Below are 13859 nucleotides of genomic sequence, written 5' to 3'. Positions count from 1 at the left end.
GAAAAGAACCTCCAGCTAGGGGGTTCTTTTTTTGAAGTGAATAAATCGAAAGAAATAGGTAAATATGCTTATTTTGGTGGTTTTTTGAACATTACACCTTGAAAAATAATCCGTATTACCTAAGAATAGAGGGGGATGATCCCAAATCATAAACCAAAAGGAGTAGAGTCATGAAAAAAATCAACTTTTTTAAGCACTTTACGATGTCAAAGAAATTAATTACTGCATTCTTAGCGATTCTCCTAGTGCCCATTCTTGTGTTGGCCGCATTTTCCTATGAAGTGGCGTCTAAGTCTCTCAATGATGAGATTATGTCTAGCGCTGCAAATGGTGTGAATCAATTAAATGAACTGATCAATAAAGATGTACAGCCTAAAATTGATATTGTTTCTTATTTATCTAAATCGGTGAAAAAAAAGGAACTGGCCTCTAAAAATAAGGATTTACTTAAGGTGAAATTAGAGCAACTATCGGAAACAGACGACGATGTCGTAGAAGTATTTGTTGCAGATCAGAATGGTAAACTAACTGAATATTCCGAGATTCATAAAGGCAGTGCCAAAAGCGCAAAAAATGAACCATGGTTTCAACAATCAATGGGAGATGACAAACTCATCATTTCAGATCCTTTTACAGACAAGTCATCAGATGACCTGCTCATCACAATATCAGAACAGTTAGCAGATGGTTCTGGTGTTATCGGCATAAATGTACGATTGAACACAATTGTGAAAGATACAAACAGCATCAAAATTGGTCAGGAAGGTTATGCGTTTGTCGCTACCTCAGACCAACGTTACATTGCTCATAAAACGGAAAAGGCCGGGACGAAACTGACAGGCGATTTCATCGAAAAAATGTATAACAATAAAAAAGGCAGTTTCGAATATGAATTCAACGGACAGCCGAAGCAAATGTTTTATGACACAAATGAAGCGACAGGCTGGAAGCTTGCGGGAACAATGTATGTCAACGAAGTGAAAGAAGCCGCGCAGCCAGTGCTTGACTTAACCATGATCATCCTAGCTGCTGCGATTGTCATCGGTGGAATCGCGATTTATTTTATTATTAAATCAATCCGAAAACCACTCATAGAGCTCTCTGAATCGGCTGAGAAAATCAGTCAGGGGGATCTTACCCAGCATATTGAGGTGCGCACACATGATGAAATCGGCAAACTTGCACAGAGCTTTAACGATATGTCGGCAAAGCTGAAACAAGTCATTCAAGCCGTCCAGAATTCAATTGAAAATGTTGCTGCCTCATCTGAAGAATTAACGGCTAGCGCAGGACAGACAGCCCAAGCAACTGAGCATATTACCTCATCTATTGAACAGTTCTCAAACAGCAATGAACATCAAAATGAGATGATTGAAAAAAGCTCTGTCCAGCTAAACGACATGGATCGCAGTTTATCACATATGGTCAACACGACTTCTCACATGATGGAATCATCTATCGAGTCTAGCAAAACCGCTCAGGCTGGTGGAGAGCTCGTTCAAAAAACAGCAGGTCAAATGCAAACGATTGAACAAGCAGTGAAAGAAGCAGAGCTTGTGATTGCAGGGCTAGAACAGAAATCTAAGGACATTACAAGCATTCTTGGAGTCATCAACGGCATTGCAGATCAGACGAACCTCCTCGCTTTAAATGCAGCGATAGAAGCCGCACGTGCAGGTGAGGCAGGAAGAGGCTTCTCTGTGGTCGCAGAAGAAGTCCGCAAGCTGGCAGAGCAATCAGGCAGCTCTTCAAAAGAAATTGAAAGCCTAACGAACGAAATTGTAGATGAAATTGAAAAGTCGCAGAAGATGTTTAGACAAGTAGCAGGTGAAGTGCAATCTGGATTAAACATTACAGATGAAACGAAAGTGAGTTTTGAGAAAATCACCCATAAGACATCAGAAATGACAGAACAAATGAAACAAATGAACGGATCAGCCCAAGAACTTTCTCATGGCTCAAACGATATTTCACAAGCAGTCAATCAAATCAAAGAGCTTTCACGTGAAAGTTCCGCAGGTTTCCAAGATATTGCGGCTTCAGCAGAAGAACAGCTGGCATCAATGGAAGAGATCAGCTCATCTTCCGCCACTTTATCTCAAATGGCAGAAGAACTGAGAGAGCTCATCAAACAATTTAAAATATAAGAGTCATAGTAGAACCCCTGACGTTTTGACGTTAGGGGTTTCAGCGTGTAGACAAACCCTCGCATTCGGTGTCAGTCCTGCGTGCTGGTGCTCACGAATTCAAATTCGCTCCGCGCCAGTACTCGTCCTTCCTAGGGCTGCAAAGGTTTTCTATCACGCTGAAAAGAAGACAAAGGGCTAAAATAAAGTTCATTTTAGCCCTTTGTCAATAATCTGGAACACCTGACGTTTTGACGTCAGGTGTTTTTCCGTTGTTTGCACATAATTTGGGTATTTTGGACTTATCTAGACTTTAATAAGTTAAAAAAGTAAAGAACCTAGTAGTACTTCCGATATATATACTATCTTACTAAAAGGAGTTTTCTTTTTTATGAATTTCATACAGTATTTCAAAAAACCATCGATATCAAAAAAGCTCGTTTTCTCTTTCTTATTTATTCTTTTATGCCCAATTATCGTATTGGCATTCTCTTCATATCATACGGCGAGCACCTCTTTAAATGATCAAATCATGCAAAGTGCAAAGGAAAATGTAGAACAGCTGGACAAAAACATTACGAAGGTTGTAAAAGTAAAAACAGACGCAGCCGATTTCTTTAGCAAATGGATTACGGAGAAAAAGCTGGGGCAAAAAGGAACGACTGATATTCAAGGACGCTTTGAGCAGTTCATGAGCATGAATGATGACACAGAAGGCATCTTTGTTGCTTCAAGTGATGGAAAAGTGTTCTCAAGATATCCTAATCAAAAAATGCCTGCTGATTATGTCGCAACTGAGCGGGATTGGTACAAAGATGGCTGGGCGAAAAATGGTGAGCTGTCTGTTTCCGCTCCATATCCAACCGCATCAACTGGTACGCTTGTTGTGACGATTTCTAAAAAACTAGAGGATGGTTCTGGTGTTATTGCCATGAACCTGGACATTGCAAATCTAGTAAAAGAGTCTAATAGTATCAATATTGGTAAAGAGGGTCATGCTTTTATCGGCAGCCCAGATCGAACATACGTGGCACATCCAACAAAAAAAGCAGGAACAAAATTAACAGGTGATTGGGTAGACAAGCTTTATACACAAGACAAAGGTTCAATGAGTTATATGTTTGAAGGAAAAGAAAAGCAAATGGAGTTCACAACAAACAAAGCGACTGGTTGGAAAATTGCCGGTACAATGTTTGTCAATGAAGTAGAAGAAGCGGCGCAGCCAGTCTTCAACATGGCGGCTATTATATTAGCTGGTGCGCTCATCATTGGCGGGATTCTCATCTTCTTTATCATCCGTTCTATTACAAAACCACTTTCCATGCTTGTCTCCTCTTCTAAGAAGATTAGCGAAGGAGATTTAACAGAAAAAATTGATGTTAAATCAAATGATGAAATTGGTCAGCTCGGTACAAGTTTTAATGAAATGAGTGAGTCACTCAGAGACGTCATCCAAGCTGTACAGACATCTGTTGAGAACGTGGCGTCATCGTCTGAAGAACTGACGGCAAGTGCAGGTCAAACGACAAAAGCAACCGAACATATTACATCATCCATTGAAACATTCTCGAATGGAAACGAAAATCAAAGTGAAATGGTGGAACAAAGTGCAGCCCACTTGAAACAAATGAACGAAGGGCTAAATGAAGTTGCTCAAACATCTGATGTCATTACAGAATCATCGGTTCAATCAAAAACAGTCGCAGAAACAGGCGGACAGCTTGTTGAACAGACAGTTGGCCAAATGAAAACGATTGATCATTCAGTGAAAGAAGCTGAAAGTGTGATTAACGGATTAGAGCATAAATCAAAAGATATCACCAACATTTTAGGTGTCATTAACGGTATAGCAGATCAAACGAATTTACTGGCTCTGAATGCAGCCATTGAAGCAGCACGTGCGGGCGAGTCAGGCAGAGGCTTCTCGGTTGTAGCAGAAGAAGTCCGTAAGCTGGCGGTTCAATCATCAGATTCTGCAAAAGAGATTGAAAAACTCGTCAAAGAAATTGTCTCTGAAATAGAAACGTCTCAAAATATGTTCAAATCTGTGAATGAAGAAGTAAAAAATGGCCTATCAATTACAGACCAAACAAAAGAAAGCTTCTCACAAATCAATCAGCAAACGGCAGAAATTGCGACAAGAATCAATGAAATGAATACGACAGTTCGTGAGCTTTCAAAAGGATCTGAGCAAATTTCTAAAGCAGTGAATGAAATTGCAGATGTATCGAGAGAGAGTTCAGCAAGTATTCAAGATATCGCGGCATCAGCAGAAGAACAGCTGGCATCAATGGAAGAGATTAGTTCTTCTTCGACGACTCTTTCCCAAATGGCGGAAGAATTGCGTGACTTAATTAAAAAATTCAAGATCAGTGAATAATGGAAAGTGGTTCTCCTCAAGGGGAACCGCTTTTCTTTTTAAGAGATGATCTCGTACAATAGAGGAAATCCGAAGAAAAGGAGAGATGTTATGCGTTTATCAAATAAGAAGGTCATTGCGTTAGTCAGTGATGATTTTGAAGATTTAGAGCTATGGTATCCCGTTTTGCGATTAAGAGAAGAGGGGGCAACTGTCCATCTCGTAGGCGAAAAAGCAGATCATGAATATATCGGGAAGTACGGAGTGCCAGCTGTATCAGATGCAGACTTCTATTCCATTCAAGCAGATGATTATGATGCGGTTCTAGTTCCTGGGGGTTGGGCACCGGATAAACTGCGCCGATATCCAGAAGTATTAGACATCGTTCGTACGTTTGATGCAAAGGGCAAACCGATCGGACAAATCTGTCATGCCGGATGGGTACTCATTTCTGCTGGTATCCTGAAAGGTAAAAAAGTGACGAGTACACCTGGTATTAAAGATGATATGACGAATGCTGGAGCGGAATGGTTTGATGAAGCCGTTGTGACAGATGGTCATATTGTATCAAGCAGACGCCCGCCGGACCTTCCGCCATATGTGAAAGCATTTGCCGATGTATTAGCGGCAAACTAGATTCACACGAACAAACAAAGGGCTGTAAAACGCCCTTTGTTCATTCAATGCCTCATTACATTTGTCTGTCGGCTGGATAGATAATGCCCATTTGTCTTCTCGCCTCGTCCATGACGGACATGGTTTGAACGGATAAGGCAAATGTATTGACTGGCGACTGTCCCTTTTTTTGCTTGATGCATTGAATGAAGTGATCGATTTCATAATACATAGCAGGTTGATCATCTTTGAGAGAAATATCGGTTTGCTGTCCATTTCGATCATGGATGGTGATACGAGAAGGACGGTGAAATTGATCAATCACCATTGTGGCATCCTCCCCTTGAATTTCAGCAGATACATGAGACGTTGAGATTTTTGAATGAAAAAGCAGTGCTTGATGCCCTTCATATTGTAAAAGTAATGAACCGCTCCCATCAACTCCAGAAGAAAGTGTATAGCCTCTCGCGGTGATTTGATGTGGCAGCCCGAATAAATAAATGATGGGAAAGACAAGATACACGCCGATGTCCATTAAGGAGCCATTGGATAATTCCGGCTTAAAAGCATTTGGAATCTCACCGTTTCGGTAGGCATCGTATCTTGAGGAATATTTACAGTAATGAGCGATCACTTGCCGAATGGGGCCTAGTTGATCAAGATGCTGTTTGATTTGAAGAAAATTCGGCAGAAATGTGGTCTTCATCGCTTCCATTAAGCACACCTGATATTTTTTCGCAGCAGCAATCATTTCTTCAACCTCTTTCCGGTGAGAGGCCAATGGTTTTTCACATAATACATGTTTTTGATGCGCCATCATCAGCATCGCTTGCTCTTTGTGAAGGGCGTTTGGACTTGCGATATACACAGCATCAAACACATCACTTGCCGCCATTTGCTGTAAATTAGTAAAGACGGTATCAATGCCATACTTGTCTGCAAATGCCTGTCCTTTTTCACCAGACCGAGAATAGACGGCCGTACATGTAAAATCCGCCACTCCTTCACCAGCCTGTAAGAATCGATCTGTAATCCAATTCGTTCCGATGACAGCAAATCGAATCATCACATTCCCTCCTTCTGCTTTTCTCTGATTATACATGCTTTGAAAGCGTTTGTATGAAAGAATCTTCTTTTTTATTGAAAAGCGGATGAAACCTTTACCTTAGCTGATGCGTCTTACATAAAGAATATAAATGTACGAAAAGTGGATAGTTTCCTCCTTCATTCGGGTAATACTTGAGAAGGAGGGAGGAGGAAACAAACATGAAGCGCATCCTACATATAGGAAGTACATACGCATTCGCGCTTTTATTTATAGCAGCCGGTGTTTTTCATGTGATAGAGCCAAGCGGCTTTGCCCGCATGATGTATGGATGGCCATTTCCCTATGGCATCATTTATGCCACCGCATGTTTGGAATGGCTGTTGGCCGTATTACTGCTTCTTCCAAACGTAAGGATTGTGGCAGCAAAAATGATCGCTGTCTATCTGGTGCTCATTTTCCCTGCGAACCTATTTGCTGCGAGAGAAGGGATTCCATTTCCAGGGCAAGAGAGCACAGAACAAGCCTTGTTATGGATGAGATTAATCGGACAACCGATTTTGATTGGATGGGTCATGTCCATTGCGAAACTGGAAGAAAAGCTGAAACAATGATCACAAAATGATGATCAAGTAGTGTACAATTTACTAATAAAATAGCCCGTGTTTGGAGGAAAGATATGAATTCTATGCAAATGTGGAGCAGTCGATTTAGAAAATTTTTTCTTGATAACAAGTTTGTTCTCTTTTTACTCATCCTGCTATTAATAGGGTTGAATATCCTTGTTTTCATGAAGGCATCTTTTATTTTTACACCGCTCATTGTACTCATCAAAACCATTGCCTTACCGATTATTTTAACGGGGGTTGTGTATTATTTATTAAATCCAATTGTGAATTTATTAGAGAGATTTAAGGTCAAACGGATCTTTTCGATTTTGCTTTTATATATCGTCATTATTGGGATCATTACAGTGACCATTGTATCTATTATTCCTTTTTTACAAGCACAAACGATGAGTCTGTTTCATAATCTGCCAAAATACGTTGATACAGTAGAAGAACAGATTCGACAACTAACAGGAAGCAACTTCATTAATCAGGCGCAGAAAACGATGAATTTTAACGTCTCTGAATTGGTGAGTAAAGCGTCAAGTCAAGCGACGAAGATTTTGGAAAGTACTTTTACCGGAGTCGGCACTTTCTTAGGGGCGCTTACTGAAATTATCATCTCGATCGTGACGGTTCCGTTCATTCTGTTTTATCTATTAAAAGACGGCAAAAAACTGCCTGACTATTTCTTGAAATTTATTCCGAATAAGTTTAGAGAGCATACACATATCGTGCTTCACGAAATGAACCATCGCTTAAGCTCTTATATTCTTGGACAGATCATTGTCAGCTTCTGTATCGGTGTTCTTCTTTTAATCGGTTATCTGATTATTGGACTTGACTATGCGCTGCTTCTGGCGATTATTGCGGCATGTACAAGTGTAGTGCCTTACCTTGGGCCAACAATTGCCATTACACCAGCGATTGTGATTGCACTTGTCACATCACCCATTATGCTACTGAAACTGATCATTGTCTGGACAGTGGTTCAGCTCATTGAAGGGAAATTCATTTCTCCTCAGGTCATGGGGAAAAACCTTCATATCCATCCGATTACGATTATTTTTGTTCTATTAACAGCAGGTAAATTGTTCAGCGTAGTCGGCATCATTGTCGCGATTCCGACGTATGCCGTTCTGAAAGTGATCACGACCCACCTGTTTGATTGGTTCAAAATGCGATCCAATTTGTATAAAGAAGAAAAGGTTTGATGTCATAATCTTTTTTAGAAAAAAATATAGTATCATAAAGACGAGCTTTCGAAAAAGAAAGCTTGTCTTTATGTGGACATAGATGTTTGCCTTCAAAAGATCAGAATTGAAAGGAAAGAAAATCATGAATCTATGGGATTTATTCGTGGCACTGGTTTTAGGAATTGTCGAAGGATTAACAGAGTATGCACCTGTCTCGTCTACAGGGCATATGATCATTGTTGATGATCTTTGGCTAAAATCAAAAGACATCATTACGCCAGAGGCTGCAAACACATTTAAAGTCGTGATTCAGTTAGGTTCTATTTTAGCTGTCATGATCGTGTTTAAAGATCGTATTTTGAACTTGTTAGGCTTAAAGAAAAATATCACAGAAGAACAAAAACGCAGCGGACATAAGCTGACCATTGCTCAAATTGCTGTTGGACTCGTCCCAGCCGTCATTTTAGGATTCTTATTTGAAGATTATATTGATAAATATTTGTTTGATGTGAGAACGGTCGCTGTCGGTTTGATTTTAGGGGCTGTGCTGATGCTTGTCGCTGATTGGATCAATAAACGTAAAACAGAAACAAGCTCTGTGGATAATATGACGTACAGACAAGCGCTGTATATCGGGTTATTTCAATGTTTAGCACTATGGCCAGGCTTCTCGCGTTCAGGTTCTACAATAGCAGGTGGTGTTATTCTTGGACTGAATCACCGAGCGGCGGCTGACTTTACGTTTATTATGGCCATGCCGATTATGGCGGGAGCAAGCCTCTTAACACTTGTTAAAAATGCCGAATATTTAACAACAGACATGCTTCCATTCTTTATTGTGGGCTTTGTGAGTGCGTTTATTGTGGCTCTCTTTGTTGTTCGATTCTTCCTAAAACTGATTAATAAAATCAAACTTGTGCCTTTTGCGATCTACCGAATCATCCTAGGTCTGATTTTATTTATCCTGTTTATGTAATGATGGAAAACTACTCTTTTAAAAGAGTAGTTTTTTTGTTGTTTTGCCCTTTTAAACAGTAAAAATGGCCTCTTAATTGGTAGAAAAAGAAGTTTTTTCTTAAATTAGTGTTTAATTGACAAATAAAAGGGTAGTACATAAACATACCAATTAAAGGAGGAGTTAGAAATAATGAGGAAAACAAGTAAATTTTTTGTTAGCTCTATGATTGCTACGTCAATGGTTGCTGTCCCTTTATCTCTTACGACTTTTGGTCAAAAGGCTGAAGCTGCTACGACAACAGGTGTCGATGGAAGTGTCTCGATAGATCCAGTAGCCATTGCCGATAAAATTGAACAAGCAGTAAAATCATCTCAAAATCGTGATGGATTTGTAAAAAATGCGGCATACAGTGCATTCTATGAAGCAGGTCAAAATTACAACGTAGTTGTTCAAAACTTAAGCCAAGATCATGACTTTAGCGGACTGAACAATGTTGTCTATTATGATAGTGTTGAATATGACGGCATTACGTTTGGTATTTGGGTATTTGAAGATGGTACGTTTGTCAACAATGGTGACGGCGGCTATATTAACTGGACTTTTGTTGGCAGCTTTGACCGCGAAGAAGGAAGCGGTACTGTCGATTTCCATAAAAGATTCTAATCTCAACGTCAAAAGTCTGCCGATCCATCGGCAGACTTTTTTAAAGCGCACATTCTTCTATTTCAAAACCTAAATCTTCAATGATGTGATGATCGGTTTGAACTTGCTGTCCTTTTGTCGTTAAATAATCGCCAACGAAAATAGAGTTCGCTGCATATAATGCGAGAGGCTGAAGCGTTCGTAAATTAAACTCTCTTCCCCCAGATACTCGAATTTCCTTAGCCGGGTTGATAAATCGCATCAGTGCCAAAACCTTCAACGCTTTGATTGGATGTGTGCGTTCTTGATGTTCAAGAGGCGTTCCTTCAATTGCATGGAGAAAGTTGACGGGAATCGAATCCGCATCAAGGGCTCTCAGCGCAAAAGCCATTTCGACAATTTGTTGATTGGTTTCGCCCATTCCAATAATAACCCCTGAACATGGTGACATCCCTGACTGTTTGACCTTATCAATGGTCGATACGCGGTCAACATACGTATGGGTCGTTGTAATTTGAGCATGATGATCTTGATGTGTATTGAGATTATGATTATACCGATGAACACCCGCTTCCTTCAGCCGCTTCGCTTTTTCTTCATTTAATAACCCAAGGCATGCACAAACTTTCAAAGGCATTGTCTCGGTAATTTCCTTTACTGCTGCGGTGACTTCATCTAATTCACGGTGCGAAGGTGCTCTCCCACTTGCTACAATACAATAAGTCCCTGCTTTTCTTTTTAACGCCTCACGCGCACCGGCCACAATGGTTTTTTGGTCAAGCATTGTATACCTCTCAACAGGAGCTGTTGAAATCACCGATTGTGAACAATACCCGCAGTTTTCAGGACAATATCCGCTTTTGGCGTTAAAGATCATATTTAACTTCACCTTTTTTTGAAAAAAATGAAATCTCACCTGATAAGCTGCATGCATAATAGGCAGCAACTCTGCGTCGTCTGCTCCAAGAATTTTTAGACCTTCTTCCATAGTAATCGGTTCATGATTGATGGCTTTCTTCACGAGCGTTTCCCAAGACAAAGACGTTATTTTTCCCATCATAAGCCCCTCTCAATATGTAAACTTATTTTTATTAAAAGTTAACATAATAGATAGAGATTGGCAAGCACTGGTAAGCAGCTTAAGTAAAAACACAAAAAGGCGATGAACATATAGTCATCGCCTTTTCATATGAAAAAAATCGCTTAACGAACAGTAATATAGTTAATTACAAGCTCACCTAGTGAATTATAGTAAGACACTGTAACAGAACCGCGTTGTACAGCACGGATCCAAGTGAAGTTTGGAGCAGTTTGGTCTAATTGAATGGCATACGTTGCGCCTGAGACAGAAATTTGACTTGCTGGAAGTGAAACAGCGATTGAAGAACCTACAGTAAGTGTGCGGTTCACCGTAATCACTTTATTCATAATAGGAGCTTTTGCTATAACTGGTTCTTTAGGCTGTGCAGCTGCATGAGCACCTTCTGTTTGGAAGAACGTAAGAGCACCTAAAGCAGCTAAAGACAATGTACAAGCTTTCATTAATTTTTTCATCGGTAACACTCCTTTTTTTGGTATATACATATATTAATAATAATAGAATTATATGTCAATCAAAATAAGTGGAAAAATGAGTATTTTTGGTGAAAATTGTCACATATTATGTAGGGGAAGACGATTTTACCCAAAAAACACATGATTTTTTATTCATATGTCATTCTTTTTTAGGGGGAAAAAGAGACATAAAAAAAGCTGGGTTTCTACCCAGCTATGTGATGCTTTATGAAAAGAGATCTTTTATTTGTCGTCTGTCTGTTTTGGCTGACGGCCTTTTTGTTTCTCTTTCTCTCTAATGTAGTTAATAAAGTCGATGGTTTGTCTTCGTGCTTCTTCAGAAAAATCGGAGGCAGCTTTAAACGCAATTTGCAAATCAGGATCATCTGCAAGATCGTCATCAGAGGCGTTTTTGTCTTTACCTGTGAGAAGATAATCTGTTGAGACCCCGTATAACTCGGCGATTTTCACAATCATTTCACCATCTGGCTTTCTCAATCCATACTCCCAGTTAGCATAGGTCGACATCGCCTTTAACCCGAGTTTTTTGGCAACGGTAGACTTACTCCATCCATGTTTCTCTCTTAATTCAGTTAGAATCTTTCCAGTCAAATTATCCATCGGAAACACCTTTTTTCATATTATGTGTAAATTTTATCATGAATTACACGGAAAAGATAAATAAATACACAAAAAGAATAAAAATATGATTGACTTACTCGTTTTGTGTATATTATCATAATGAATATAACTTACACATAATGAGTAAGAGGTGGAAACATGAAACTTGAAAATTTACGAGAAGAACGAATATTACAAGGAAAAACACAAACGTATATGGCGAAAAAACTTGGATATAAGTACACGAGTGGCTATGCAAATATAGAAATGGGCCGAACAAAGCCCAGCTTAGAAATAGCCAAGCATATTGCAGATTTGCTAAATATCGGTGTTCAAGAGCTTTTTTTTGGTCAAAAGTTACACAAAAAGAGTAATAGTCTTGAGGAAGACCGTTCTTAAAAAGGGGAGACAAACAGAATGAATATCGAACATCCGATGGTGACACAAATGAATGATTTCGGCTATCCAAAACGTTACTGGCCATATGAAATGTCCCGAAATGGTTATCGATTAGAGGACGAGGACCGTGAGAAAGGATTTGATGATGATGAGACATCAGATGACATTTGATGCCCGAAAAGAAGCACAGCATTGCCTAGTACAAGCTGGCGGCTGGATCACTTTTCATCAAAAAGAGCCGATTTTTGCTTTCCCCACGGCAGAAGAAAAACGCACATACATGACCCTCATGGCAGAAAAAGCCGTTGATAACAAGAAGAAGGAAAGGATGAATGCGACATGAATCGATTGAAGCAAATCATGACATTCCTGAAATGTTTGCTCAATGCGGGTCAAATCGAACAAGACATTCGGCAGTGGGCGAAGGATGACGGGAGATCGTAGCATGGTCCTTCATTTTATCATTGAAAAAGAACATTTATGCACAAAAGAGACATTGATAAACAGAATTCAAGCAGCCGCAAAAGCGCAATGCACAAGCAAAATAAAAGGCGCATTATCACTCGACATTCGCTCATTTTACAATATGCCCATTGATCTAGCGAACAGCCAAGACACGCGTACATCTGCTGAAAAAGGCTTGATACGCCCGGTACACATCAGCATTCTTCACCCAAGTTTGCAGTATATACAAGAAGCACTTCATGCCGTTACCGATGACGCCTCTTTACAGATTGTAGAATTAAGAGTTTCGCAGTTTTATAGCATGCGTCCTCGAATGGAAATCATTTTAAATACGATGGGTGATGATATGAGATCCTCACCACCAAATAAGGAGACAAGCATATGAACGAGCCAAAACAAATCATGATTCAAGAAAACCAGACATTTGTCGGTGAAATGGAAAAAGGAAAGATTCAAGTCATTGTGTTAGATGGAAACGTAGGAACGGCTTATATGATGGATGTACCTGAGCATGGAAAAACGATTATTCAAACAGCAAAAGGGCATTTTGCAAGAGTCGATCATGAGATTGGTTTTAAAATCAGCTAGTCTGATGAATAAGAACAACTGAATAAGTCCAAGACGGAAAGCCTGCGGACACTGATCAAGACCCTATAAAAAGGGGCTGATTGGTGTCCGTTTTTTATTTTCTTAAAAAAGGGAGAGAGCACAGATGCAAGATTTACTGATTGAATATAAAAGAAGTTTAAAAGATGCCAGAAAACGATATGAACAATTGAAAGACAAAGAAGAGAAACAGATGTCAGATCAGGACAAACATGATCAAAAAATGATCGCCAGTATGGTCAGTGATTTAGAATACGTGGTGGAATGGCTTCAAATCGGTAGAGAGCCAGGCGCACGCAGAGGATTAGATAGACGGTCTGTGTATCAGCGCACCATTCTTGCTAATCAAGAGGTATTAGAGGCTTTATCACATGAATACACCCTCATTCAAGAGAAAGAAAGAGAGGTAAGTGAGCGGGACAAAAGGCGAATTGACGAAGCCTTATCCGTTTTGACAGATCGAGAGAAAGACGTATTTTTTATGCACACAACGCAGGGTCTGTCATTTAGCGAGATTGCGATCATGCTAGATGTAAAAAAAGGAACAGTCCAAAAACATATGGAAAGAGCTCGGACCAAAATGTCCAAAAAAGTACAAGAACGCCTATTCAAAGCTGCTGAATAGGCGTTTTTTCTTTCATCACATCAATCTTCAAAAGCTTGTC

At 39.7% G+C, this 13859-nt stretch carries 17 protein-coding genes; 13 read left to right on the top strand and 4 right to left on the bottom strand.

Annotation, left to right across the window (positions count from 1 at the left end):
* Positions 1 to 170 precede the first annotated feature (170 nt).
* From MHI58_RS15175 to MHI58_RS15165, 3 genes are all read left to right on the top strand, one after another.
* Complete coding sequence (locus tag MHI58_RS15175; RefSeq protein ID WP_041507691.1) at positions 171 to 2147, top strand: methyl-accepting chemotaxis protein; 1977 nt, start codon at positions 171 to 173, stop codon at positions 2145 to 2147.
* A 370-nt stretch (positions 2148 to 2517) separates the two neighbouring features.
* A complete protein-coding gene (locus MHI58_RS15170; protein ID WP_041507690.1) occupies positions 2518 to 4506 on the top strand; it encodes a methyl-accepting chemotaxis protein in 1989 nt (662 codons plus the stop codon).
* A gap of 90 nt (positions 4507 to 4596) precedes the next feature.
* The gene (locus MHI58_RS15165) at positions 4597 to 5121 is read left to right on the top strand and encodes a type 1 glutamine amidotransferase domain-containing protein (protein WP_008344162.1); all 525 of its coding nucleotides are present in this window, start codon (positions 4597 to 4599) and stop codon (positions 5119 to 5121) included.
* Between the two features lie 55 nt (positions 5122 to 5176).
* Here the strand turns inward: MHI58_RS15165 and MHI58_RS15160 are convergent, their stop codons facing one another.
* Positions 5177 to 6166, bottom strand: coding sequence for a Gfo/Idh/MocA family protein (locus MHI58_RS15160; protein ID WP_045034533.1), 990 nt, complete (start codon positions 6164 to 6166; stop codon positions 5177 to 5179).
* Positions 6167 to 6366: 200 nt separating this feature from the next.
* On the opposite strand from MHI58_RS15160, the gene MHI58_RS15155 reads away from it, so the two are divergent.
* From MHI58_RS15155 to MHI58_RS15140, 4 genes are all read left to right on the top strand, one after another.
* Entirely contained in the window at positions 6367 to 6759 is a 393-nt protein-coding gene (locus tag MHI58_RS15155) for a DoxX family protein (RefSeq protein WP_045034532.1), read from the top strand.
* A gap of 65 nt (positions 6760 to 6824) precedes the next feature.
* Entirely contained in the window at positions 6825 to 7967 is a 1143-nt protein-coding gene (locus MHI58_RS15150) for an AI-2E family transporter (protein WP_024719700.1), read from the top strand.
* Between the two features lie 124 nt (positions 7968 to 8091).
* Positions 8092 to 8925: an undecaprenyl-diphosphate phosphatase gene (locus tag MHI58_RS15145; protein WP_024719699.1), complete on the top strand. Its 834-nt coding sequence runs from the start codon at positions 8092 to 8094 to the stop codon at positions 8923 to 8925.
* A gap of 171 nt (positions 8926 to 9096) precedes the next feature.
* Positions 9097 to 9570 (top strand): hypothetical protein, encoded by a 474-nt coding sequence (locus MHI58_RS15140; protein ID WP_007500557.1) that lies wholly within the window; start codon positions 9097 to 9099, stop codon positions 9568 to 9570.
* Between the two features lie 40 nt (positions 9571 to 9610).
* Here MHI58_RS15140 and bioB read toward each other — a convergent pair whose 3' ends face one another.
* The 3 genes from bioB to MHI58_RS15125 all read right to left on the bottom strand — a co-directional run bounded on the left by bioB (position 9611) and on the right by MHI58_RS15125 (position 11724).
* Positions 9611 to 10606 (bottom strand): biotin synthase BioB, encoded by a 996-nt coding sequence (gene bioB / locus MHI58_RS15135; RefSeq protein ID WP_045034531.1) that lies wholly within the window; start codon positions 10604 to 10606, stop codon positions 9611 to 9613.
* A gap of 146 nt (positions 10607 to 10752) precedes the next feature.
* Positions 10753 to 11103, bottom strand: coding sequence for a hypothetical protein (locus tag MHI58_RS15130; RefSeq protein ID WP_003213146.1), 351 nt, complete (start codon positions 11101 to 11103; stop codon positions 10753 to 10755).
* 243 nt (positions 11104 to 11346) lie between these two features.
* Positions 11347 to 11724 (bottom strand): helix-turn-helix domain-containing protein, encoded by a 378-nt coding sequence (locus MHI58_RS15125; RefSeq protein WP_007500560.1) that lies wholly within the window; start codon positions 11722 to 11724, stop codon positions 11347 to 11349.
* A 159-nt stretch (positions 11725 to 11883) separates the two neighbouring features.
* Between MHI58_RS15125 and MHI58_RS15120 the strand changes: the two genes are divergently transcribed.
* The 6 genes from MHI58_RS15120 to MHI58_RS15095 all read left to right on the top strand — a co-directional run bounded on the left by MHI58_RS15120 (position 11884) and on the right by MHI58_RS15095 (position 13819).
* Complete coding sequence (locus MHI58_RS15120; RefSeq protein WP_017358976.1) at positions 11884 to 12123, top strand: helix-turn-helix transcriptional regulator; 240 nt, start codon at positions 11884 to 11886, stop codon at positions 12121 to 12123.
* 18 nt (positions 12124 to 12141) lie between these two features.
* Entirely contained in the window at positions 12142 to 12294 is a 153-nt protein-coding gene (locus MHI58_RS15115) for a hypothetical protein (RefSeq protein WP_162835675.1), read from the top strand.
* Positions 12272 to 12466: a hypothetical protein gene (locus MHI58_RS15110; RefSeq protein ID WP_234710307.1), complete on the top strand. Its 195-nt coding sequence runs from the start codon at positions 12272 to 12274 to the stop codon at positions 12464 to 12466. Before MHI58_RS15115 ends, MHI58_RS15110 begins: the two co-directional genes overlap by 23 nt.
* Before the next feature lie 102 nt (positions 12467 to 12568).
* The gene (locus tag MHI58_RS15105) at positions 12569 to 12973 is read left to right on the top strand and encodes a Holliday junction DNA helicase (protein WP_045034529.1); all 405 of its coding nucleotides are present in this window, start codon (positions 12569 to 12571) and stop codon (positions 12971 to 12973) included.
* Positions 12970 to 13176, top strand: a complete 207-nt coding sequence (locus MHI58_RS15100; RefSeq protein ID WP_045034528.1) for an XtrA/YqaO family protein — start codon at positions 12970 to 12972, stop codon at positions 13174 to 13176. Before MHI58_RS15105 ends, MHI58_RS15100 begins: the two co-directional genes overlap by 4 nt.
* A 124-nt stretch (positions 13177 to 13300) precedes the next feature.
* Positions 13301 to 13819 (top strand): sigma-70 family RNA polymerase sigma factor, encoded by a 519-nt coding sequence (locus MHI58_RS15095; RefSeq protein ID WP_017358981.1) that lies wholly within the window; start codon positions 13301 to 13303, stop codon positions 13817 to 13819.
* The last annotated feature ends 40 nt before the right edge of the window (positions 13820 to 13859 follow it).

The organism is Bacillus sp. FSL K6-2869, assembly GCF_040869405.1.
Lineage (GTDB): Bacteria > Bacillota > Bacilli > Bacillales > Bacillaceae > Bacillus > Bacillus altitudinis.
This window is presented reverse-complemented; position numbering and strand designations above follow the sequence as displayed.

Coding starts and splice junctions, on each gene's coding strand:
- MHI58_RS15175 (WP_041507691.1), top strand. CDS start 171: ATGAAAAAAATCAACTTTTTTAAGCACTTTACGATGTCAAAGAAATTA.
- MHI58_RS15170 (WP_041507690.1), top strand. CDS start 2,518: ATGAATTTCATACAGTATTTCAAAAAACCATCGATATCAAAAAAGCTC.
- MHI58_RS15165 (WP_008344162.1), top strand. CDS start 4,597: ATGCGTTTATCAAATAAGAAGGTCATTGCGTTAGTCAGTGATGATTTT.
- MHI58_RS15160 (WP_045034533.1), bottom strand. CDS start 6,166: ATGATTCGATTTGCTGTCATCGGAACGAATTGGATTACAGATCGATTC.
- MHI58_RS15155 (WP_045034532.1), top strand. CDS start 6,367: ATGAAGCGCATCCTACATATAGGAAGTACATACGCATTCGCGCTTTTA.
- MHI58_RS15150 (WP_024719700.1), top strand. CDS start 6,825: ATGAATTCTATGCAAATGTGGAGCAGTCGATTTAGAAAATTTTTTCTT.
- MHI58_RS15145 (WP_024719699.1), top strand. CDS start 8,092: ATGAATCTATGGGATTTATTCGTGGCACTGGTTTTAGGAATTGTCGAA.
- MHI58_RS15140 (WP_007500557.1), top strand. CDS start 9,097: ATGAGGAAAACAAGTAAATTTTTTGTTAGCTCTATGATTGCTACGTCA.
- bioB (WP_045034531.1), bottom strand. CDS start 10,606: ATGGGAAAAATAACGTCTTTGTCTTGGGAAACGCTCGTGAAGAAAGCC.
- MHI58_RS15130 (WP_003213146.1), bottom strand. CDS start 11,103: ATGAAAAAATTAATGAAAGCTTGTACATTGTCTTTAGCTGCTTTAGGT.
- MHI58_RS15125 (WP_007500560.1), bottom strand. CDS start 11,724: ATGGATAATTTGACTGGAAAGATTCTAACTGAATTAAGAGAGAAACAT.
- MHI58_RS15120 (WP_017358976.1), top strand. CDS start 11,884: ATGAAACTTGAAAATTTACGAGAAGAACGAATATTACAAGGAAAAACA.
- MHI58_RS15115 (WP_162835675.1), top strand. CDS start 12,142: ATGAATATCGAACATCCGATGGTGACACAAATGAATGATTTCGGCTAT.
- MHI58_RS15110 (WP_234710307.1), top strand. CDS start 12,272: ATGAGACATCAGATGACATTTGATGCCCGAAAAGAAGCACAGCATTGC.
- MHI58_RS15105 (WP_045034529.1), top strand. CDS start 12,569: ATGGTCCTTCATTTTATCATTGAAAAAGAACATTTATGCACAAAAGAG.
- MHI58_RS15100 (WP_045034528.1), top strand. CDS start 12,970: ATGAACGAGCCAAAACAAATCATGATTCAAGAAAACCAGACATTTGTC.
- MHI58_RS15095 (WP_017358981.1), top strand. CDS start 13,301: ATGCAAGATTTACTGATTGAATATAAAAGAAGTTTAAAAGATGCCAGA.